The sequence below is a fragment of the Corallococcus exercitus genome (assembly GCF_003611585.1).
Classification (GTDB): domain Bacteria; phylum Myxococcota; class Myxococcia; order Myxococcales; family Myxococcaceae; genus Corallococcus; species Corallococcus exercitus.
Window position 1 is genome coordinate 1 of record NZ_RAVW01000163.1, and the last position, 19,272, is coordinate 19,272.

At 69.9% G+C, this 19,272-nt stretch carries 19 protein-coding genes; 11 read left to right on the forward strand and 8 right to left on the reverse strand.

The genetic code is table 11. From position 1 onward, the window contains the following. Window positions 1-39: 39 nt before the first annotated feature. Complete coding sequence (locus D7W79_RS43260) at window positions 40-468, reverse strand: hypothetical protein (protein WP_147441986.1); 429 nt, start codon at window positions 466-468, stop codon at window positions 40-42. Between the two features lie 105 nt (window positions 469-573). Then, window positions 574-1,431, reverse strand: coding sequence for an SDR family oxidoreductase (locus tag D7W79_RS20590; protein WP_120527092.1), 858 nt, complete (start codon window positions 1,429-1,431; stop codon window positions 574-576). 108 nt (window positions 1,432-1,539) lie between these two features. Between D7W79_RS20590 and D7W79_RS20595 the strand changes: the two genes are divergently transcribed. The 3 genes from D7W79_RS20595 (at window position 1,540) to D7W79_RS20605 (ending at window position 4,015) form a co-directional block, all read left to right on the forward strand. Next, on the forward strand, window positions 1,540-1,950 hold the full coding sequence (locus D7W79_RS20595) for a winged helix-turn-helix transcriptional regulator (RefSeq protein WP_120527093.1): 411 nt from the start codon (window positions 1,540-1,542) through the stop codon (window positions 1,948-1,950). Window positions 1,951-2,033: 83 nt separating this feature from the next. Next, entirely contained in the window at window positions 2,034-3,224 is a 1,191-nt protein-coding gene (locus tag D7W79_RS20600; RefSeq protein ID WP_120527094.1) for a GNAT family N-acetyltransferase, read from the forward strand. A 95-nt stretch (window positions 3,225-3,319) separates the two neighbouring features. Next, on the forward strand, window positions 3,320-4,015 hold the full coding sequence (locus tag D7W79_RS20605) for a suppressor of fused domain protein (protein WP_120527095.1): 696 nt from the start codon (window positions 3,320-3,322) through the stop codon (window positions 4,013-4,015). A 19-nt stretch (window positions 4,016-4,034) separates the two neighbouring features. Here D7W79_RS20605 and D7W79_RS20610 read toward each other — a convergent pair whose 3' ends face one another. Then, window positions 4,035-6,035 (reverse strand): ATP-binding protein, encoded by a 2,001-nt coding sequence (locus D7W79_RS20610; protein ID WP_120527096.1) that lies wholly within the window; start codon window positions 6,033-6,035, stop codon window positions 4,035-4,037. Window positions 6,036-6,231: 196 nt separating this feature from the next. On the opposite strand from D7W79_RS20610, the gene D7W79_RS20615 reads away from it, so the two are divergent. Further along, window positions 6,232-7,308, forward strand: coding sequence for a dipeptide epimerase (locus tag D7W79_RS20615; protein WP_120527097.1), 1,077 nt, complete (start codon window positions 6,232-6,234; stop codon window positions 7,306-7,308). 127 nt (window positions 7,309-7,435) lie between these two features. Continuing rightward, complete coding sequence (locus D7W79_RS20620; RefSeq protein ID WP_120527098.1) at window positions 7,436-8,065, forward strand: response regulator transcription factor; 630 nt, start codon at window positions 7,436-7,438, stop codon at window positions 8,063-8,065. On the opposite strand, the gene D7W79_RS20625 is transcribed toward D7W79_RS20620, so the two are convergent. From D7W79_RS20625 to D7W79_RS20645, 5 genes are all read right to left on the reverse strand, one after another. Beyond that, window positions 8,062-8,487 carry a type II toxin-antitoxin system death-on-curing family toxin gene (locus tag D7W79_RS20625; RefSeq protein ID WP_120527099.1) on the reverse strand — a complete coding sequence of 142 codons (426 nt, stop codon included), beginning with the start codon at window positions 8,485-8,487 and terminating at the stop codon, window positions 8,062-8,064. The genes D7W79_RS20620 and D7W79_RS20625 overlap by 4 nt on opposite strands. After that, the gene (locus D7W79_RS20630; RefSeq protein ID WP_147441987.1) at window positions 8,484-8,678 is read right to left on the reverse strand and encodes a hypothetical protein; all 195 of its coding nucleotides are present in this window, start codon (window positions 8,676-8,678) and stop codon (window positions 8,484-8,486) included. The genes D7W79_RS20625 and D7W79_RS20630 overlap by 4 nt, the downstream gene beginning before the upstream one ends. Before the next feature lie 141 nt (window positions 8,679-8,819). Continuing rightward, complete coding sequence (locus D7W79_RS20635) at window positions 8,820-10,109, reverse strand: hypothetical protein (protein ID WP_120527101.1); 1,290 nt, start codon at window positions 10,107-10,109, stop codon at window positions 8,820-8,822. A 9-nt stretch (window positions 10,110-10,118) separates the two neighbouring features. Then, entirely contained in the window at window positions 10,119-10,646 is a 528-nt protein-coding gene (locus D7W79_RS20640; protein WP_208729785.1) for an HNH endonuclease family protein, read from the reverse strand. A gap of 118 nt (window positions 10,647-10,764) precedes the next feature. Continuing rightward, window positions 10,765-12,057 carry an AAA family ATPase gene (locus D7W79_RS20645; RefSeq protein ID WP_120527102.1) on the reverse strand — a complete coding sequence of 431 codons (1,293 nt, stop codon included), beginning with the start codon at window positions 12,055-12,057 and terminating at the stop codon, window positions 10,765-10,767. A 119-nt stretch (window positions 12,058-12,176) separates the two neighbouring features. On the opposite strand from D7W79_RS20645, the gene D7W79_RS20650 reads away from it, so the two are divergent. The 6 genes from D7W79_RS20650 (at window position 12,177) to D7W79_RS20675 (ending at window position 19,233) form a co-directional block, all read left to right on the forward strand. Next, a complete protein-coding gene (locus D7W79_RS20650) occupies window positions 12,177-13,718 on the forward strand; it encodes a MoxR family ATPase (protein ID WP_120527103.1) in 1,542 nt (513 codons plus the stop codon). After that, entirely contained in the window at window positions 13,715-14,542 is an 828-nt protein-coding gene (locus tag D7W79_RS20655; RefSeq protein WP_208729786.1) for a hypothetical protein, read from the forward strand. The genes D7W79_RS20650 and D7W79_RS20655 overlap by 4 nt, the downstream gene beginning before the upstream one ends. Next, entirely contained in the window at window positions 14,539-16,260 is a 1,722-nt protein-coding gene (locus D7W79_RS20660; protein ID WP_120527105.1) for a M48 family metalloprotease, read from the forward strand. Before D7W79_RS20655 ends, D7W79_RS20660 begins: the two co-directional genes overlap by 4 nt. Beyond that, window positions 16,260-16,823 (forward strand): hypothetical protein, encoded by a 564-nt coding sequence (locus D7W79_RS20665; RefSeq protein WP_120527106.1) that lies wholly within the window; start codon window positions 16,260-16,262, stop codon window positions 16,821-16,823. Before D7W79_RS20660 ends, D7W79_RS20665 begins: the two co-directional genes overlap by 1 nt. Further along, complete coding sequence (locus D7W79_RS20670) at window positions 16,820-18,136, forward strand: AMP-binding protein (protein WP_120527107.1); 1,317 nt, start codon at window positions 16,820-16,822, stop codon at window positions 18,134-18,136. Before D7W79_RS20665 ends, D7W79_RS20670 begins: the two co-directional genes overlap by 4 nt. A gap of 86 nt (window positions 18,137-18,222) precedes the next feature. Beyond that, the gene (locus D7W79_RS20675; protein ID WP_120527108.1) at window positions 18,223-19,233 is read left to right on the forward strand and encodes an aldo/keto reductase; all 1,011 of its coding nucleotides are present in this window, start codon (window positions 18,223-18,225) and stop codon (window positions 19,231-19,233) included. Window positions 19,234-19,272: the final 39 nt, after the last annotated feature.

The window sequence follows — 19,272 nt, forward strand, 5'->3', positions numbered from 1 at the left end:
AGCCTCCCGCCCGACCCGGTCTTCAAGAGAGGGGATGGCTCAGTCGCAATTGGACCAGGTCAGCCAGCCCTCCAGCCGAGATTCCCGTGATGGGGCGTCGGGGATGTCTTCGCCCGAGAGCGGTCCACTCAAGAACGAGCACCGAAGCCACGCTTCACCATTGTCAGGATGCGGCTCAATCCGGAAGTCGAAGAAGGCGTCCTGCGCCATGGCGCCGATGCCAGCTTCCAACCGAGCAATCAGGTCAGGAGGAGGTGGCTCTGACCACGACTTCCAGCAGGCCCCCATGAAGAGCTCGGGAGCACCTGGGAGCGGCAGGAGATAACCCACCGTTTCACTGTAATGGCAAGCAACATCATGCGTCTGGTTGCTATAGATAAATCCTTCAGGGTGGTCGACCAGGATGACAGCCCCCGAAATGATCAGCGATTCCAGACTGATCTCTGGTGGTTTCCGCTGCGAGCTCATGGAACGGGAGCCTACCCTGGCACGACCGGCGGCGACTTCCTGCTGAAGGGGTGAGCGTTCCACCGGGAACCCCGCGCGACACAGGGTCCCGGCGGAGCCTTCTGATCAGCCCTGCTTCAGCGCCGCACCAATCGCATTCGCGAACGGCGCCGTGGGCCGGCCAATCAGCCGGCTCAGCGTGCGGCTCGTGTCGTTCAGCTCCCCGCGCGACAGGCCCGCGTCCGCGTCCGCCAGCGTGTCCGCGAAGGGCTTGGGCACGCCCACCTGCTGGAGCGCCGCGGAGAACTCCGCCACCGGCAGGTCCACGTACTTCACCGGCTTGCCGGACTGGCGCGACAGCTCCGCCACGTACTCCGGCAGCGTGAAGCCCACGTCCCCCGCCAGCTCGTACACCTGGTTCTCATGGCCCGTGCCCGTCAGCACCGCGACCGCCGCGTCCGCGTACTCCTGCCGCGTCGCCGTGGCCACGCGGCCTTCCTTCGCGCTGCCCTGCACCACGCCGTACTGGAGCGCCGGCGCAATGTGCTCCGTGTAGTTCTCCACGTACCAGCCGTTGCGCAGGAACACGTACGGGATGCCCGACGCGCGGATGGCCTCCTCCGTCGCCTTGTGCTCTCCCGCCAGCGACAGGCCGCTGGTGTCCGCGCGCAGGATGCTCGTGTACGCCAGCAGCTTCACGCCCGCCTTCTTCGCCGCTTCAATCACCGCCGAGTGCTGCGGGAAGCGCTTCCCCACCTCGTTCGCGGAGATGAGCAGCACCGTGTCCCCCTTGCCGAACACCCCGCTCAAGGTCGCCGGCTGGTCGTAGTCCACCTTGCGCACCTGCACACCGCGCGCGGCCTGGTCCTTCGCCTTGTCCGGATTGCGCACCGCCACCGCCACCTGGCTCGCCGGCACCTTCTTCAGCAGGCCCTCGATGACGAACTGCCCCAGCTTCCCCGTGGCTCCCGTGACAACGAACATGGCTCCGCCCCTTCCTTCCCGCGCCCCAGGCGCGAAATCGAACTGGCACTTACCCTAACGGGGGTACTCACTTTCGGTAAGTACGCACCTTGTGGTAAGTGTCCCGTCATGAAGGCAAGCAAGGGCAATCCACTGCTGGAGAAGGTGAAGCAGCGCGGGGACCTGTACGCGGCGGCGTGTCCCTCGCGCGGCGTCCTGGAGCACGTCACCAGCCAGTGGGGCGTGCTGGTGCTCGTCGCGCTCAAGGAGGAGGGCACCCACCGCTTCAGCGAGCTGCGCCGCAAGGTGGGCGGGGTGAGCGAGAAGATGCTCGCCCAGACGCTCCAGGCGCTGGAGCAGGACGGCTTCGTCCACCGGGAGGCCCACCCCGTCATCCCCCCACACGTGGACTACAGCCTCACGCCCCTGGGGGAGGAGGTGGCCGTCCACGTGGAGGCGCTGACCACCTGGATTGAAGACAACCTGCCCCGGGTGATGACCGCCCGCACCAAGGCCCCGCCCCGCAAGAAGGCCTCCTGAGCGGCCCCGGGCCCGCCCGCCCGGGTGCCCTCCAGCGGGACGAACGGGAGCGCAGGAGACAGGCCCGCGTTAAGACTGCTCCCGTGCCCGCTGACACCCCGCTCCAGGTCCGCATTCTCGATGCCATCCGCGATGTCCCGGCCGCCCAGTGGGATGCCCTGGTCGCCGAGGGCGCGCCCCCCTTCGTGCGCCACGCCTGGCTGTCCGCCATGGAGGAGAGCGGCAGCGCCACCGAGGACACCGGCTGGGCCCCGCACCACCTGACGCTGTGGCGGGGCAAGAAGCTCGTCGCCGCCGCGCCCGCCTACCTCAAGTTCCACAGCATGGGCGAGTACATCTACGACTTCGGCTGGGCCAACGCCGCCGCCCAGCTGGGCGTGGAGTACTACCCGAAGCTGCTCGTGGGCGGCCCCCTGTCCCCCGCCACCGTGCCGCGCTTCCTCACCGCCCCCGGTGAAGACGCCACGGCCCTGCGCCGCGCGCTCCTCCAGGCCGCCGTGGACAGCGCCCAGGAGCAGGACTGCTCCGGCGTGCACGTGCTCTACCCCACGGATGAAGAGGCGGACTTCCTGGAGGAGGCCGGGCTCGCGCGCCGCATCACGCTCCAGTTCCATTGGAAGAACCCGGGCTACAAGAGCTACGACGACTACCTGGCCCGCTTCGACTCCAAGCGCCGCAACCAACTCAAGCGCGAGCGCGGCGCCGCGGCCACCCAGGGCATCCAGCTGCGCACCGTGCGCGGCGCGGACCTGACGCAGGAGCACGCCCGGCGCGCGTACACCTTCTACACGTCCACCTGCGAGCGCCACGCCTGGGGCCAGGTGCAGCTCACCCCCGGCTTCTTCGAGCGCGTCTTCCGCGACCTGCCCCACGCGGTGGAGATGGTGGAGGCGGTGAAGGACGGGCAGGTCATCGCCGGGGCCTTCAACCTGGCCACGCCGGAGCGGCTCTACGGCCGCTACTGGGGCTGCACGGAAGAGCACCCCTTCCTGCACTTCAACGTCTGCCTGTATCACTCCGTGGATGACTGCATCCGCTCCGGGCGCAAGGTGTTCGAGCCCGGCGCGGGCGGCGAGCACAAGGTGTCGCGCGGCTTCGAGCCCACCGCCGTGCACAGCGCCCACCTGATTTTCGACAAGCGCCTGGACAAGGCCGTGCGGAGCTTCCTGCGCATGGAGCACGCGCGGCTGGCCCCCGCGGTGGAGGAGGCGGAGCGCATCTGCGGCCTCAAGCCGTGGGCCCCTGCCCCTGCCCCCGGGTCCACCGGCACCTGAAAAACCTGAACGTCTGTCCGCCCGCCCACCGTCCAATGGACGTCCGCGCTCGGTTCAAGTTGTGAAATCGGGGTGAACCTCTAGAGTCCGCCCCCATGAAAGTCCCGGAGACAGAGGAAGACTTCATCCAGTGGTACGAAGACTGCTGGGCGGACCGCGACGAGGTGGAGTACCCGAAGCTGTTCGGCGCCATCCGAGAGGAAGTAGACCTCCTGGAGGGCACCGGCGTGCTGGAAGGGTGGCTGGAGAGTGAGCTGGCCCAGGGAACGGAGATGGATCCGAACTGGCTGCCCATGGGCGTGCGCGTGGCGCCGCCCAGTCCGGAGTACCCGTACTGGACCTACGTCACGAGCGGCCTGTCCAACCCCTTCACGGTGGCCCCCGGCGAGGAGCTGGCGGACGACGCCCGCAGCGGCCTGGGCTACGAGATGGTCATCCACACGCCCGAGGAGGAGCGCTGGCCGGTGCTGCGCCTGCTGGACATGATGGCCTACAACCTCGTGTGCGCGCGGCTGTTCGCCATGGGCCACCGCTACCCGGTGGACGGCACCCTCACCGGCGGTGAGACGAAGCTCGCGGGCTTCGTGTTCGTGAAGGACGCCAACCGCCCCAGCCACTTCACCCTGCCCAGCGGCCAGGTGGAGCTGCTCACGCTGGTGGGCGTGACGAAGAACGAGATGGCCTTCGCGCGCTCCAACGGCATGGACAGCCTGCTGAAGCGGCTGGCCGACCCCGCGAACCCGAGCACCGCGTACATCACCCGTCCGGAGCGCGACGAGGTGAAGCTGTAGTCCCCGTCCCGCCGCCGCGCTAGCCGGTGCGCGGCGGCGAGGACTCCACCAGCGCGTGCAGCACCCCGGGCTCGAAGGGCTTCTCGATGCGCGGCAGCGGCACGGCCTGGAGGAAGGCCCGGGCGCGGTCCGTGAAGCTGCCGCCCGTCATGAACACGAAGCGCGACAAGAGCTGCGGCCGGCGCCGCGCCAGCTCCGCGTGCACGTCCATGCCGGTGAGGTCCGCCATCATCAGGTCGCAGAAGATGCGGTCGAAGGCGTCGTCCTGCTCCAGCAGCGTCAGCGCCTCCCGGCCGCTGTGCGCCACCACCACGTCATGCTGCCGGCCGAGGATGCGCCGGAGCACCGAGGTGAGCTGCGGCTCGTCGTCCACCACCAGCACGCGCTTGCGCGAAGCGCCCTCTTCCGCGCGCACCGAGGGCACGCCCGGGTGCACGGGCCGCTCCGCGATGGGCAGCCGCACCTGGAAGGTGCTGCCCAGGCCCGGGATGCTGGTGGCGGTGAGCTCGCCGTGCATGCTGCGCACCAGCCCCAGGCAGATGGACAGCCCCAGGCCGCTGCCCTCGCCCACGGGACGGGTAGTGAAGAACGGCTCGAAGGCGCGCTGGAGCACCTCCGGCGTCATGCCCAGGCCGGTGTCGGACACCTCCACCAGCACCCACGCGCCCTCGCGGCGGGTGGTGAGCGTCACGCGGTGGCGGTCGAAGTCGCCGGAGGGGATGGCGTGCGCGGCGTTGATGAGCAGGTGGAGGAACACCTGGCCCAGGCGCGCCTCGTGCGCCAGCGCGGGCGGCACCTGGCCGTAGCTGCGCTCCACCTGGGCGCGGCTGCGCAGGTGGGTCATCGCCATGGAGACGCCGAACTCCAGCGCCGCGTGCACGTCCACGGGCCCCAGGCGCAGCTCGTCCGCGCGGGCGAAGGTCTGCAGGTCACGCACGATGACGCGGATCCGCTCCGCCCCCTCGCGCGCCTCGCGCAGCGCGTCCAGCGCCTCGTTCAGGGTGCTCTGCACCTCGGCGCCAGCCTCCGGGAGGCGGGCGAGCGGCGTGAGCTGCTCCACCGCGAACTGGAGGTTGCCGCTGACATAGGACAGGGGGTTGTTGATTTCGTGGCCCACGCCCGCGGCGAGCTGGCCCGCCATGGCCAGCTTCTCCGACTGCACCAGCCGCTCGCGCGCGGCCATCAATTCATGCGTGCGGCGCTGGGCGAGCGCCTCCGCCTCCAGGCGGCCGGAGTGCTCGCGGGCGAGCAGCGCGTCGCGCTCCGCCTGCACGCGCTTCTTGTCGGTGATGTCGCGCGCGTAGGTGGAGATGTTGCGGCCGCTGGACCAGACGTGCACGTCGTGCCAGCGGTCCCGGCCGGTGCGCAGCTCGAAGAGGCGGTAGCTCTCCTCGGCGGCCACCTCGCGCAGCGCTCGCTCGAACGGGGTGCCGCACAGTTCCGGGCACGCGTCCCACAGCACGCGGCGGAAGAGCTCCTCCTGCGAGCGGCCGGTGAGCGCGGCGGCGTTGCGGTTCACGTAGGTGAGGCGCCAGTCCGTGTCCACGGTGAAGAAGGCGTCCGGCATGCTCTCCAGCACGTCGCGCACCCAGTCCAGCGTCTCGCGCAGCCCCTCCTCCACCCGCTGGGCGCTGGTGACGTCGCGCAGGCGCAGCAGCACCCCGTCACGCAGCGGCACCGCGGTGCCCTGCATCAACACGTCCCCTTCGGTGAAGTTGTCCGCGTGCGGCCGGCCGGACTCCACCACCTGGCGCAGCAGGTCCAGGCGACCGGCGATGCCGTCCTTCGAGGCCAGCTCTCCCAGGCGCCGGCCCCGGAGGAACTCCGAGCCGCGGCCCAGCGCGCGCGCGGCGGCGGGATTCGCCCACAGCCACTCGAAGTCGAGGATGGCGCCACTGCTGGAGCGCACGGCACGCAGCACCATGCACGCCTCGGGGTGTTCCCGCTCGGCCTCCTCCAGCGCGGCCAGGAGCGAATCCGGGAGCGGAAGGGCCACGGTCGTATCGGTCGCGGACGACATCCGCCTCCTCGCGGCCCCGGTACTGCTCAACCCCCGGGGAGCCCGCATGTCGCCATGAATCGCACGGCGGCTCAAGTCAGCCTCAACCTTCGTATCTTTCTAAACTTTCTCGAATTACAGACAACTGAAAGTGGAAGCGGTAAGGAGTCAGAAGGACCGACCCATCGACGGTCAGGTCGGCCACACTCGCCCCGCCATGCGCCCTACCCTCATCACGCACGTCGCGTTCGAAGCCCTGCACCTGCCCCTGACAGAGCCGTTCGCCATCGCCACCGGGGCACAGCACGCGGCGGAGAACGTGCTCGTGCGAATCACCCTCGCGGACGGCACGGTGGGACTGGGAGAGGCGGCGCCCTTCACGGCGGTAAGCGGGGAGACGCAAGCCAGCACGCTCGCCGCGCTGGAGCCGGTGCGCGGGCTGCTGGTGGGCCGTGACGTCCAGGCGTGGCGGCCGGCGTCGGAGGCGCTGGGGGACGCACTCGCGCTGGCGCCCTCCGCGCGGTGTGGCGTGGAGATGGCGCTCCTGGACGCGCTCGCGCGGCACCACCGGATTCCACTGCATGTCTTCTTTGGCGGGGCGGGGAGGGCGCTGGACATCGACATGACGGTCACGGCCGGGGACGTGGCGCACGCGGTGGCGTCCACGCGGGCCATCCTGGGGCGGGGCATCGACACGCTGAAGGTGAAGGTCGGCGCGTTGGATCCGGACGCGGACGCGGCGCGGCTCGTGGCCATCCACCAGGAGGCCCCGAAGGCGCGCCTCTTCGCGGACGCGAACGGGGGCTACGACGTGGCGGAGGCGCTGGCGTTCCTCAAGGAACTGGAGCGCGCGGAGGTGCCGCTGGCGCTGTTCGAGCAGCCGGTGCCGCCCTCCGACTTCGCGGGGCTCGCGGAGGTGACGCGCCGCTCGAAGGTGCCGGTGTGCGCGGACGAGTCGGCGCGCTCGGTGAAGGACGTGCTGCGGCTCATCCGTGAGAACGCGTGCCACGGCATCAACATCAAGACGATGAAGTGCGGGATGGTGGAGGCTGTGACGATGTGGAGCCTCGCCCGCGCCGCGGGGCTGGAGCTGATGGTGGGCGGCATGGTGGAGAGCGTGCTCGCGATGAGCGCGTCCGCGCATCTGGCCGCGGGGCTGGGCGGCTTCACCTACGCGGACCTGGACACGCCGCTGTTCATCGCGAGCCACCCGTTCCAGGGCGGCGCGACGTACTCGGGCGCGCGGCTGACGTTGGACCCGGACGCGCCGGGGCACGGCGTCACGCTGCGCTGAGGCGTCAGCCCTCCACCTGGGAGGACTTCACGATTCTTCACAAGGGCGGCTCCCAGAGGGAAGCAAAGGCCCTCTTACGCCGTGCGGTGTGGCGAACCCGGCGGGCGCGGTTAGGGATGAGGGGCTCATGTTGGATGCGCCCTCGTCATCGCCCAGGCTCGCGCTCGTCTCCGAGGACCCCCTGGCCCGAGGTGCGCTCGCACGGGCGCTGAGCGACCAGGCGGAGGCCTGGACGGTGGTGGCCGCGGGCACGCAGGTGGAACTGGAGTCGGCGCGGGGCGAGCCGCCCGACGTGGTCCTCTGGGACACGGGCCTGCGGCTGGAGGAAGGCGCGGCGCCGGACCTGGGCGCGCCGGTGCTGGCGCTGGTGGCGGACGAGGCGGCGGGAGAGCTGGCATTGGGCGCGGGCGCGAGGGGCCTGCTGTTCCGCGACGTCGCGCCGGGGATGCTCGGGGCCGCGCTGCACGCGGTCGCGCGAGGCCTCACGGTGTTCGAGCCGGGCCTGTCCCAGGTGCGAGCCGCGCCAAGGAACACGGCGCCGTCGGGCGCCCCGGGACCGGACACGCTGACGCCGCGCGAGCGCGAGGTGCTGGGGCTGCTGGCGGAGGGCCTGTCGAACAAGGCCATCGCGGATCGGCTGGCCATCAGCGAGCACACCGCCAAGTTCCACGTGAACGCGGTGCTGGCCAAGCTGGGCGTACAGCGCCGCACGGAAGCGGTGGTGCGCGCGGCGCGGATGGGATTGGTGACGCTCTAGGTGCCGACGCGAAGCTCGCGCAGATGTTCGACGACCCAGAGGAACACCGGCTCGACGTCCTTGTACTGGTTGTTCGAGATGGCCATCACCAGCGCCTCTGCTTCATCAATCGTGGCCTCCACCTCCAGGCCCATGCACGCCAGGGCCTCGCACATGGCGAGCCAGGCGATGCGCTTGTTCCCATCCACGAAGACCTGCTTCGTCGCGATGTAGAAGAGCAGGTAGACGGCGTACATCAATCCCGGGACCGCGTCCGGCGGCGCGCCATACTCCTCCGCGGTCCAGGCCGCGCCCAGGGTCGCGCCAGGGCCCAGCGCATCGCGGACCCCCACCCGTCCACCGTGCGCGGCGATGCCCTTGGCCTGCAACTCCTGAAGCCGGGTCAGGCCACAGAACCGGTCATACGGCTGCGCGTCGCTCATTGCGCCAACCTCCGCAGCAATTCACTCCACTTTCGCAGGGCATGCGCGTCACGTTCCTCGGCAGGAGGAACCGGCACGTCGACGCCCTTCTCGCGGATCCAGAGGAGCCGGGGGTTGGGCCCCATGACCACCATCGCGGAGAACTCTTTCAAACGGGAGGCCTGCTCCACCTGCTCCGCCGTGGCGGTCACCGTGAGGCTCCCGCCCTCTCGCAGCTCGATGCTTAGCCCTGGCGGACTCGACCCGCCGATGACGCCGTGAACCACTTCCAGATGAGGCAGCACCACAGACACCCCCGCGAGCGTTGTCCGCTCGAACTCAATGGCATCCTCTCATGGCACGACGAGAGTGCTCAGGTGTTTCCATTCATCATCCAGGGCCGCCTTCAGCCAGGCATCCTGCAGTGACGGCAGCGGCCATGTGTCCACCTGGAGCGAGGAAGTCGCCTGGAACACAGCCCGTGCCTGTTCGAGGTCCCGGGCCACCTGGGCGAGCTTCTCCGGGTCATCCATCAGCTCCGCGCCCTGCCGCATCTGGCTGAGCCCCACCATGCGGTCCACCAACGTCGATCCCGCAGCGATGCGCTCTCCCAGGGTGAACACCGCCTGGCCCAGCCGGATCCGCTCTTCGGTGGAGAGCCGCGTCTTCGTCGCCTCCACCCGCTTCTTCAGGACCAACGTCGCATCCAGGGGCATCGACACCACGGCGGCCTGGAAGAGGCGGGCAGGCCGTGGCGTGATGCCCGCGGAGACCAGGCGCCGTTTCGCGTTGGCCCCTCCCTGGGCCAGCGCCAGGCTCCGATAACGCGGGAGCGCCGCGATCCGCTCCAGCGCCTGGATGTCCTCCCTCGTGAGAGGCGCATCCTTCGCGGACTCCCCCAGCAGCAGGAGCAGCGGCCCCTCGGAGGTACTCGCTCCGGCATTGAGCGGTTCGAGCTTGCGCCGCAGCGACTCGCGCACCTTGCGGCGCACGTCGTTCAACGCGGCGGCGTCGGGGCTGGGCCGGAAGTACTCATGAGCGGCGAGCAACAGGTCGGGGGCATCGAGCCCGGGAAGATGGTCCGCGAGCCACTGTTGCTGCGCATCCGAGGCGGTGTCCGCCAACGCCGCGGTGAAGCGGGCCTCCACGGACTGTGTCCGTTTCCACACCGTGTCGACGAAGGACTCCCGGTCGGGAAGGGGCTGCGGAAACCGCTCGGCGTCCTTGAGGTCCGGACGTCCCACGCGCTTCCACGCTTGAACCAGGGCCTCCCGCCAGTCCGGTGTCGGCGTCTGGCGGCGCTGTTCAACGAGTGCCGCGAGCACCGCGACCTCTGGCTCATCGGGCGTCAGCGATTGAAGACGGGTCACGGTCCGGGCGGCTTCGTCCAGGGCACCCAGCTCCAGCAGCACGCAAGTCTGGACCTTCAGCGCACCCGGATGATGGGGGGCTTGCTCCAGCACTCCGGCAAGCTCCGTGCGGGCCAACGCCAGCTCCCCGGACCCGACATGCGTCACGGCCTGCTCGACCTGTGCGTCGATGCGCTTTCGAGAAGCCTCGGGGTCCGCGGCCAGGTTCCGGCAGGCCGTGCCCGTCAGGAGCAGGCTCAGTGACAGCAGGTACTGGGATGCACGATGGAACATGCGCCCAGTCTAGGCCTTCTTCCTCCGGGTCTTCCGCGTGCTCGGAGCAGACGAGGCTTCCACACGAGCAAGCCCCACCTGGTTGCTGCCCGCTGACCACTGGCGGCCTTCGCGCGACTCCCAATCTCGCACCGCGCGGGCCACGAGCGGGGCCTTGTCCTCCAGGAAGTCCAACGACACACGCCGTTGCTCGTACTCGTGAAGCCACTGCCTCCGGTATCGGACCACGCGTTCGTCGTGGTCCAACCCCAGCAATCGCAGCGTTTCACCCGCCCGGACCCGCAGTGCGGGCGGACAGCGGTCCGTCACCTGGAGCTGAAGTGAGGGCAGGAGGATCGCGAACCAGCCGTCCTGGACTTCGAAGGGGTCCAACAGCCGTCTGGAGACCAGCGCCTTCTTGCGGCTGTTGAGCCAACCCACCGAATAGCGGAGGTTGGACCACTCATACGCAAGGCTCCGGTCCTCGTCGATGGAGACGAAGTGGTCCGCGGTCCCCGGCGAGCCCAGCCACATCGCGGTGTAGGCGCAGCGCCCCATGAAGGCCGCTTCAAGCTGGGCGTTGCACCGGCACCAGTACGCAGGGGGACGGCCGCGGGCGGTCCGATTGAGGCCCAGCCACCTGCGTCCAGGCATCCGCACCTGACGGTCGAAGCCCTCAGGCTCGCTTCTTGGAACGCACCGGATCACGCCCCCCTCCTCCATCCCGAGCGACAATCCAGCGGGGCCAGAAGGGATCCTGTTCGGGGAGCAGGCGCCGCAGCTCGGCGTCGATCTCCGTCAGCGCTCCCACCCCTTCACGCTCACCCCGCATGTACGCCTCGGCTGCCTCCACGGCCCGTTCCGATTCCCAGGCGCGCGCCTGCGCCAATCCCATCACCGGGGACGTCAACCAGTCGTTCGCGTCTCCCTGCTTCGCCCACGGGAGATGCTTCAAGTGCACCCGCTGCTGCTCCAGCTGGAAGAGGAAGAGCGCGTCCTGCTCCTCATCGAAGAACGGCTCCAGGGAGGCCAGCACCAACGGGGAGTGGGTCGTCAGGAACGTCTGGACGGACGTCTCGCTCGCGAGGCCATCGATGACCTGGATGAGCGAGCCGACGATGCGGCGCTGCCACAGCGGATGAAGGTGGGTCTCCACCTCATCCACCAACAAGATGAACCGGGGATCCGGAGCCTGCCCGAGGAACTCCGAGGCCTGGAGGTGTTCATGCCACGCCCAGACGACGAGGTAGGCCAGGCCCAGGATGCGGCGCATTCCCGCGGAGGCATGCACCACCGGAATGGTGCCATACGGCATGTCGAGGGTCGGATAGTTCTGGACGTCCTCGATGGCCAACCGCATGGGCCGCCCAGGCCGGAGGGGTTCGTCGCGAGGAGAAAGCTGTTCCAGGGCCCGCTTCAACATCTGGAACGGTGACTGCGCGGATCCATCGTCCTGCAGCTGCCAGGTCAACCAGTCCCGGACGAGTCCATTACAGACCGTCGTCCCCTCGTACTTCAGGCCATCCCAGAGGTCCTGGGGCGAGAAGTGGAAGGCGTCCGGCCTGCGAGGCACATCCGGATCCGCGCGCGACGTCTTGTGCCAGTAGTTCCGTGCCGGGTCCCAGACGGAGAAGCTTCCATCGACACGGGCGTAGACGGTCAGGCCGGGCATGCTGGGGCGCCCTTCGGGCCAGGGCCATAGCTGCCGCCCCGCATCGAAGTCGCTGCGCTTGTTCGAGGCCCGTCGCGACTTGCCCGTCAGGGTCCACTCAATCCGGCGCCGCCGGGCGCCCCGGTGCGGCCAGGCGGGAAACCCGGGCCAGGTCCCGGTCAGGCTCCACCACGCCACGTCGAGCAGGAAGCTCTTGCCCAACCCGTTGTCGCCCGTCAGGACGTTCAGCCGGGGTGCGAACTCGACGTCCAGGCGAGGCGCGGGGCCGACCCCCTGAAGGTGAAGCTCTCGGAGCATGCTCCGACACTTAGCGCATCCCGCCCATACCGCCCACTTTCGGGAGCCTGGATGGAGGGGGAACACCCATCCAGCTCACACCCGCCCCCACGCCCCCGCTGCTACACTCCGCCGCCTCCATGGCCAACCAGGATTGGGTCTCGCGCCTGCTCACCGGGCGTGCGTCGGCGGACAAGGGCCTCAGCGTCCATCTCTCCGAACGCGACGGCGGCAGCCTCCACGACAAGATGCGGCAGGCGTATTGGTGGATCACCAACAACGCCGTCATCTGCCCGTACTACGACATCGAGTTCGGCGGCACCGCCGCCCTCAAGAACACCGCGGGCGACGAGGTCCACCTCCCGGAGGACATGAGCTACAGCTCCTTCGTCCTCATCCCGCTGCTCACCCTGTTCACCTGCCGCCGCGCCCTGCTCGTCGGTGGACCGGGCCGAGGAAAAACCACCTCCGCCATCCTCATGGCGCTGCTCTCCGGCATGGGCCGCGAGGACGTGCACCGGGGCATCCAGCGCGGCCACCCGCAGCTGTCCATCGCGGACCTGCTCGGCGCGCCCCTGCCCTCCGACATGCTCAAGGCGGAGGACCTGTCCGCCGTGAAGGTCAGCTGGCGCAAGTGGATTGGCCAGCGCGTGAAGATCATCGACGAGTACAACCGCATCCCCACGAAGACGCAGTCCGCCCTGCTCTCGCTTTTGGGCGAGGGCTACGCGGAGATGATGGACCAGTACGTCTACACCGGCCGCTCGTCCTGGTTCCTCACCGCCAACGACGACCAGGGCGGCGGCACCTTCCAGGTCATCGAGGCGCTCAAGGACCGCCTGGACGTCGTCGTGCGCGCCGTGCCCTTCAACTCCGGCTTCGTGGACACGCTGCTCCAGCGCATCGAGTCCGACAAGTCCCCGGAGGAGCTGCTCCCCAAGGACATCGTCTTCACCCCCGGCGAATTGGAGAAGGCCTACAACGCCATCCTCGCCGTGGAGGTGCCCAAGGGCGCCCTGGAGCGCGTGGCCTTCTTCCTGGGCCAGCTGGACTTCTGCCGCATGGCGTCCCCGCGCTTCGAGTTCAAGCACAAGGACACGCTCAAGCTCGCCGGACAGACCGTGTCCGCCGTGTGCAACGAGCAGTGCCCCTTGGACAAGAAGGTGCACCTCTGCACGCAGACGGAGAACGGCACCAGCGTGCGCGCGTACCAGACCATCCTCCACTTCGCGAAGGCGCTCGCGTTCTTCCGGGGCCACCGCGTGGTGGAGCTGGAGGACTTCCGGCAGATCATCCCCTGGGTGCTGCACGAGAAGCTCACCCCCAACGCGCGCAGCCCCTTCTTCGAAGCCAAGGGCAACAAGCCGCTGCTCACGGACCGCGTGGCGTGGATCCGCAACATGTTCGACATGGCCATGGCCCGCTACGGCACGCACGCGCCCGTGCGCCAGAAGGTCTCCGCGCTGCGCGCCGAGCTGGACCTGGGCCTGTCCGGCGTGGACCTGCGCACCACGGAGAAGCGCCTGTCCGCCGTCACCGTGCTGATGAACGACCTGATGACCCGCCAGGAATTGTCCGGTCCGGTGTACGAGGACCTCATCCACTTGAAGTCCCTCTACAGCCGCTACCGCAACTACGCGACGTGGCTGAAGGAGAACCCGGGCGGTCAGGGGCAGCCATGAGCGAGTTCGTCGACGAGCTGGAGAAGGAAGCGCGCGGCCGGTTCGTGCGCTGGGACCGCGCGCTGTGGGACGAGTTCCTCAAAGGCCCGGGTGTTCGCATGGGCCGGGCGCTCACGAGCGGTGACGCCGCGGCGGGAGAGGAGACCCTGCGCGACTACCTGCGGCTGGGCGCCGAGGGCATTGGCCTGGGCTACCTGTATCCGGTGTCCGCCGGCAGGGAGAACTTCTTCACGCTCGCGTGGACGGACCTGCTGCCGCGCCTGCTGCCGGACCTGCGCCGGGAGGAGCAGGCCCCGGCGCTCGCGCGCATGTGGAACCTCGGCGAGAACCTGGAGTCCGCGCCGCCCTGGGTGCAGCGGCTGTTCTGCCGCCTGGGGGCGAACTTGTCCTCGCTGGAGGGCCTGGAGGGCCACCTGCACACCATCGCCAACGAGGCGATGGAGCCGCCTTCCCAGACGCTGGGCGACACCTCCACCGCGCAGTGGGTGGACCTGTCCCAGGAGGACGCGCGCTTCATGCCCGGGGAGATGCACTTCCTGGCGCCCGCCGTCGTCTGCGTGCACGACCGGCACCGCGCCACCGCCGCGGGCGGACGCGACGCGGCCACGCAGGGAGTGTGGCTGGTGAAGAAGCCCATGCTGCTCGGGCCCATGGGCTGCAACGAGCGGCTGGAGCCCTCCACCGGCAAGCCCGCCAAGTCGCTCACCTCGCTGGCGCAGCGCGACCCTCGCGCGGGGGACTGGTACAGCACCCAGCACAACGAATGGCGCGCGGTGGCCACGATGCACACGTCCCAGTGGCTGGCGGTCATCCTGCCGGCATGAGCGCGGGCACGGCCTTCACCCCGGAGGAGGTGGAGCGGTGCTGGCGCGACGCGCTGGCGCTGTGGGACGTGCACGTGCAGCTGAGCCCACCCGAACCGCACCAGCCCTTCCAGCCCGGAGAGGCCGCGGCGAACGAACCGCTCGCGTACATCGACCTGGTGCGCCGGCAGGTGTTCGTCCACTTCGAGATGCTCATCCGCATGGGCGCGCGCGACAGCCTCACCGCCGTGCTGGCCCATGAGATTGGCCACCACGTGCGCTTCCCGCACACGCTGGGGTGGGACGCGGAGTTGCGCGTGCTGGAGCAGCGCCTCATCCCGGGCCTGGGCCAGTCGCTCACCAACCTGTTCTTCGACCTCCAGGTGAACGAGTTCGTGGGCCGCACCCACGCGGATGCGCTGTGCGCGGTGTACCAGGGCTTCCTGCGTACGCCAGACGGGCGGAAGAAGAACAAGCCCCGGTCCAGGACGAAAAAGGACCCGAAGGACGCGGACCCGGGAGGCACGTCGCCGCTGTTCTGCTTCTACCTGGCCATCTACGAGGAGCTGTGGCGCAAGCAGCCCGGACACCTGGTGCCGGAGGCCATGCTGACGCGGCTGGAGGAGGCCTACCCGGGCTTCCGCGCGCAGGCGCGCATGTTCGTGCAGACGTTCTACGCGCTGGCCGACGGACGGCTGCAATTCCTCTACTTCTGCGCCAGCTTCATCCGCTTCATCGACCTGCCCTCCGAGGTGAGCTTCTTCATCCCCATGGGCGGCGACCTCGGCATCCCGGACGAAGGCGACCTGGACGCGGCGGTGCAGTCCGGCGGCCGGTGGGAGGACGCGCTGAAGGAGGCCCGCGCGAACGGCTGGCTGGACGACTCGCACGACACGAAGGAGTCGGAGCCGCTGGACACCATCCGCCGCGCGACGGCGCACCTGCCCGGCAACGACGGCGGCAGGCTGCGGCGGGCGCTGGTGGGCCGGTACTACCGGCGGCTCGTGGACCAGTACATCCTGAAGCTGCCTGCGTCCCCTTCGAAGCCGGAGCCCTACCTGCGCACGATTCCGGAGGCGTGGGAGTACGGCGACGACCCGTCCACCATCGACTGGACGCTCACGGTGATTGCGCAGGGCCCGCTGGCCGCGGTGAGCCCGCTGCGCCGCGAGCTGGAGGCGGACCTGCCGCCCCCGTCGGACCTGGGCGTGCCCGCGCTGGAGATCTACCTGGACACCAGCGGCTCCATGCCCAACCCGGAGCAGCAGCTCAACGCGATGACGCTGGCCGCGCAGGTGCTGTCCGCCTCCGCGCTGCGCAAGGGCGCCACGGTGCGCGGCATCATCTACTCCGCGGACAAACCCATCGTGTCCCCGTGGATGTACGACGAGGAGACGGCGCGCGACTTCTTCCTGCACTACATCGGCGGAGGGACGTGGTTCCCGGTGGAGCTGATGGAGGAGCTGTCCCAGGAGCGGCCGGACGTGCTGCGCGTCGTCATCTCCGACAGCGACTTCCTGGCGAACATGCGGCAGGAGGGCGCGCTGCCGCGGCTGATGCGCGGGATGAGCCGGTCGCGCCGGGTGGTGGCCTTCCTCGCGCTGCCGGACGAGGCCCAGGCCCGGCAGGTGCTGGCGCCGGTGCTGGGCAGCCCGCGCTTCCGGCTGGCGACCGTGGAATGGATGTCTGACTTTGGCCGTGCCGCCGCGGCACTGGCCGATGCCCTGTTGGAGAAATGATGGCGGTCTCGATTCCCCACCTCCGTGAGCAACTGGCGGCCACCCCCATCGTGTCGCCGTATCCGCATGACCTGGCGGTGGCCATCGTCTGCGACACCTTCCGCCTGGCCAGCCAGCGGCCCCCCTCGCAGGCCGAGTGGGAGAAGCTGGAGCAGCGCGTGAAGAACCCGCTGTTCCGCGAGCAGGTGGGCATGCTCGCGCACGTGCTGGTGTCCTCCGACCTGCGCAAGAAGACGGTGCTCTACCTCACGCCGGACCGCACCCCGCAGGCGCGCCTCCAGCAGTTCTTCGAGGAGATCCATCCGCTCACCGCGGAGATGGTGCGCTCCAATGCCTTCCGCCAGGAGGAGTTCCTGCGCAAGTGGCTGGCGGCCCTGGGCGCGGACATCGAGGGCGAGACGGAGGCCGAGTCCAAGCGCCACCTCAAGGACCTGGACTACCGGCAGGCCGTGACGGACCTGCGCAAGGTGGAGGACGCGCGCAAGAAGGAAGCGGACCGGCGCAAGGAGCTGCTCCAGGAGGCCGCGCGCAAGGACGCCGAGGCCCGGGGCTGGCGCGAGTGACGCTCGGGGTCGCGCCCAGGGCACGGATCCGCCGCGACAGCCACACGCAGCGCCCGCACCTGCCGTGGGCGCTGGACGTGGCGGCGGGCCTCGCACGGGGCGCGGCCATGGTGGACGAAGCCGCCGCCCGCGCGGAGTTGGAGGCGCGCCTGCCGGCGTTGCGTGACGCGCTCCTGGGCTCGCCCTACTACGTGCGCGTGCTGCGCGAGTCCGGACTGCACCCGGGCGACCTGCGGCGGCTGGAGGACCTGCGGCACTTCCCCGCGCTGGACCGCGCCACGCTCGCGCGCCACTGGGAGGACGTGCCCACGCTGCCCGCCGCGTCCGACGAGTGCGTGGTGGTGAAGAGCTCCGGCACCACCGGGGACCCGGTGAACGTGCTGCGCGACCGGCGCGACTGCCTGCTCATGTGGGCCGTGTTGCGCTTCTTCACCGAGCGCACCCACACCGTGCCCCCGCCGCGTCCTCGCGTGGTGTTGCTGGACGCGCTGCCGGGCGGGCTGGAGTACTCCGTGCGCCTGCCGCTGTTCCACGACGGCGCCCTGCACCGCGTCTCCGTGCTGCGCGACGACGCGGTGGCGCGCTTGAAGCGGGTGAAGGCCGCGGTCGTCTTCTCCGACCCGGAAGGACTGCGCTGGCTGCTCGCGCACCCGGAGGTGCCCTCTCCCCGGCTGGTCCTCACCTCCGCGCAGCACCTGCCGCACGCGCTGCGTGACGCCTGGAGACAGGAGCGCGGCGTGCCGGTCCTCAACTACTACGCCGCCACGGAGACGGGGCCGCTCGCGTGGGAGTGCCTGGAGGACGCGAACCGGGGCCGCTTCCACGTGCTCACGCCGGACGTCTGGCTGGAGCCGGACGGGGACGAGGTGGTGGTGACGCGGCTGCGGCCCAGCGTGCTGCCGCTCCTGCGCTACCGGCCCGGGGACACGGGCAGCGTGCGGCGCGACGCGTGCGCCTGCGGCTTCCACGGCTGGACGCTGACGGGCTTCGGAGGACGTGGGGCCTGCGCGTTCCACACGCCCGAAGGGCGCGCGGTGGACGCCTGGTCCCTGGCGTGGGTGTTCAAGCACCACCCGCTGCGCGCGTTCCGGCTCACGCAGGTGACGCGCGAGCGCTTCACGCTGGAGCTTTCGGGCGCCCCTCCGGACAGCGTGGCCTCGCTGTGCGAGCGGCTCACCGCGGCGCTGCGCAACCTGGGCTGGGCCCGTCCCGTGGTGGAGGCGGCTCCGGGGATGGAAGCGCGCGGCGAGGAAGGGCTGTCGCCGGTCGCCAAGCCGCTCCCCTTCCGTTGCGAGCTGGCGCCTCCTGGGTGAGCCGGGCCTCCGCCCGGTCGTTTGCCCTGGATTCCCGCGCCTTGCGTGAAGATCCTCCCAGGGTGATGCACCCGCACGGAGGACAGATGAAGACTCGGAAGCTGGGCAGGCAGGGCCTCACGGTTTCGGCGCTGGGCCTGGGCTGCATGGGCATGTCGGACTTCTACGCGGGCCGTGACGACGCGGAGTCGGAGGCCACGCTGCTCCACGCGCTGGAGCGGGGCATCACCTTCTTCGACACGGCGGACGCCTACGGCCCCGGCCGCAACGAGGAGCTGGTGGGCCGCGTGCTGGGGCCCCACCGCCAGGGAATCATCCTGGCCACGAAGTTCGGCCTCGTGCGCGACCCCGCGAATCCCCAGGCACGCGGCGTCAACGGCCGGCCGGAGTACGTGAAGCAGGCGTGCGACGCGAGCCTCAAGCGCCTGGGCATGGACGTCATCGATTTGTACTACCTGCACCGCGTGGATCCGAAGACGCCCATCGAGGACACCGTGGGCGCGATGGCGGAGCTGGTGAAGGCCGGCAAGGTGCGCTTCCTGGGGCTGTCGGAGGTGAACTCGGAGACGCTGCGCCGCGCGTGCGCCGTGCACCCCATCACCGCGCTCCAGTCGGAGTACTCGCTGTGGAGCCGAGACCCGGAGGACGGCGTCCTCCAGACCTGCCGCGAGCTGGGCGTGGGCTTCGTCCCCTACAGCCCGCTGGGCCGCGGCTTCCTCACCGGCCAGTTCAAGCGCATCGAGGACCTGCCGGAGGACGACTACCGCCGCCACTCGCCGCGCTTCCAGGGGGAGAACTTCCAGCGCAACTTGAAGCTGGTGGAGCACATCGACCGGCTCGCGACCCAGAAGGGGTGCACGCCCGCGCAGCTCGCGCTCGCCTGGGTGCTGGCGCGCGGCGAGGACCTGGTCCCCATCCCCGGCACCAAGCGCCGCAAGTACCTGGACGACAACCTGGGCGCCCTGGACGTGAACCTCACGGAGCAGGACCTGGCGGACATCGAGGCCATCGCGCCGCCGGGCGTGGCCGCGGGCGAGCGCTACCCCACCACCATGCAGGGCCTCCTCCAGCGCAACACCCCCAAGGAGGCACGCTGAGCGCCGGCCCGAGGCCAGGCAGCCCTCCGAGCCCATGAG

Coding starts and splice junctions, on each gene's coding strand:
- D7W79_RS20605 (WP_120527095.1), top strand. CDS start 3,320: ATGAAAGTCCCGGAGACAGAGGAAGACTTCATCCAGTGGTACGAAGAC.
- D7W79_RS20595 (WP_120527093.1), top strand. CDS start 1,540: ATGAAGGCAAGCAAGGGCAATCCACTGCTGGAGAAGGTGAAGCAGCGC.
- D7W79_RS20675 (WP_120527108.1), top strand. CDS start 18,223: ATGAAGACTCGGAAGCTGGGCAGGCAGGGCCTCACGGTTTCGGCGCTG.
- D7W79_RS20590 (WP_120527092.1), bottom strand. CDS start 1,431: ATGTTCGTTGTCACGGGAGCCACGGGGAAGCTGGGGCAGTTCGTCATC.
- D7W79_RS20660 (WP_120527105.1), top strand. CDS start 14,539: ATGAGCGCGGGCACGGCCTTCACCCCGGAGGAGGTGGAGCGGTGCTGG.
- D7W79_RS20610 (WP_120527096.1), bottom strand. CDS start 6,035: ATGTCGTCCGCGACCGATACGACCGTGGCCCTTCCGCTCCCGGATTCG.
- D7W79_RS43260 (WP_147441986.1), bottom strand. CDS start 468: ATGAGCTCGCAGCGGAAACCACCAGAGATCAGTCTGGAATCGCTGATC.
- D7W79_RS20635 (WP_120527101.1), bottom strand. CDS start 10,109: ATGTTCCATCGTGCATCCCAGTACCTGCTGTCACTGAGCCTGCTCCTG.
- D7W79_RS20665 (WP_120527106.1), top strand. CDS start 16,260: ATGGCGGTCTCGATTCCCCACCTCCGTGAGCAACTGGCGGCCACCCCC.
- D7W79_RS20615 (WP_120527097.1), top strand. CDS start 6,232: ATGCGCCCTACCCTCATCACGCACGTCGCGTTCGAAGCCCTGCACCTG.
- D7W79_RS20625 (WP_120527099.1), bottom strand. CDS start 8,487: ATGAGCGACGCGCAGCCGTATGACCGGTTCTGTGGCCTGACCCGGCTT.
- D7W79_RS20645 (WP_120527102.1), bottom strand. CDS start 12,057: ATGCTCCGAGAGCTTCACCTTCAGGGGGTCGGCCCCGCGCCTCGCCTG.
- D7W79_RS20655 (WP_208729786.1), top strand. CDS start 13,715: ATGAGCGAGTTCGTCGACGAGCTGGAGAAGGAAGCGCGCGGCCGGTTC.
- D7W79_RS20620 (WP_120527098.1), top strand. CDS start 7,436: ATGTTGGATGCGCCCTCGTCATCGCCCAGGCTCGCGCTCGTCTCCGAG.
- D7W79_RS20640 (WP_208729785.1), bottom strand. CDS start 10,646: ATGGGGCGCTGCGCCTACACCGCGATGTGGCTGGGCTCGCCGGGGACC.
- D7W79_RS20650 (WP_120527103.1), top strand. CDS start 12,177: ATGGCCAACCAGGATTGGGTCTCGCGCCTGCTCACCGGGCGTGCGTCG.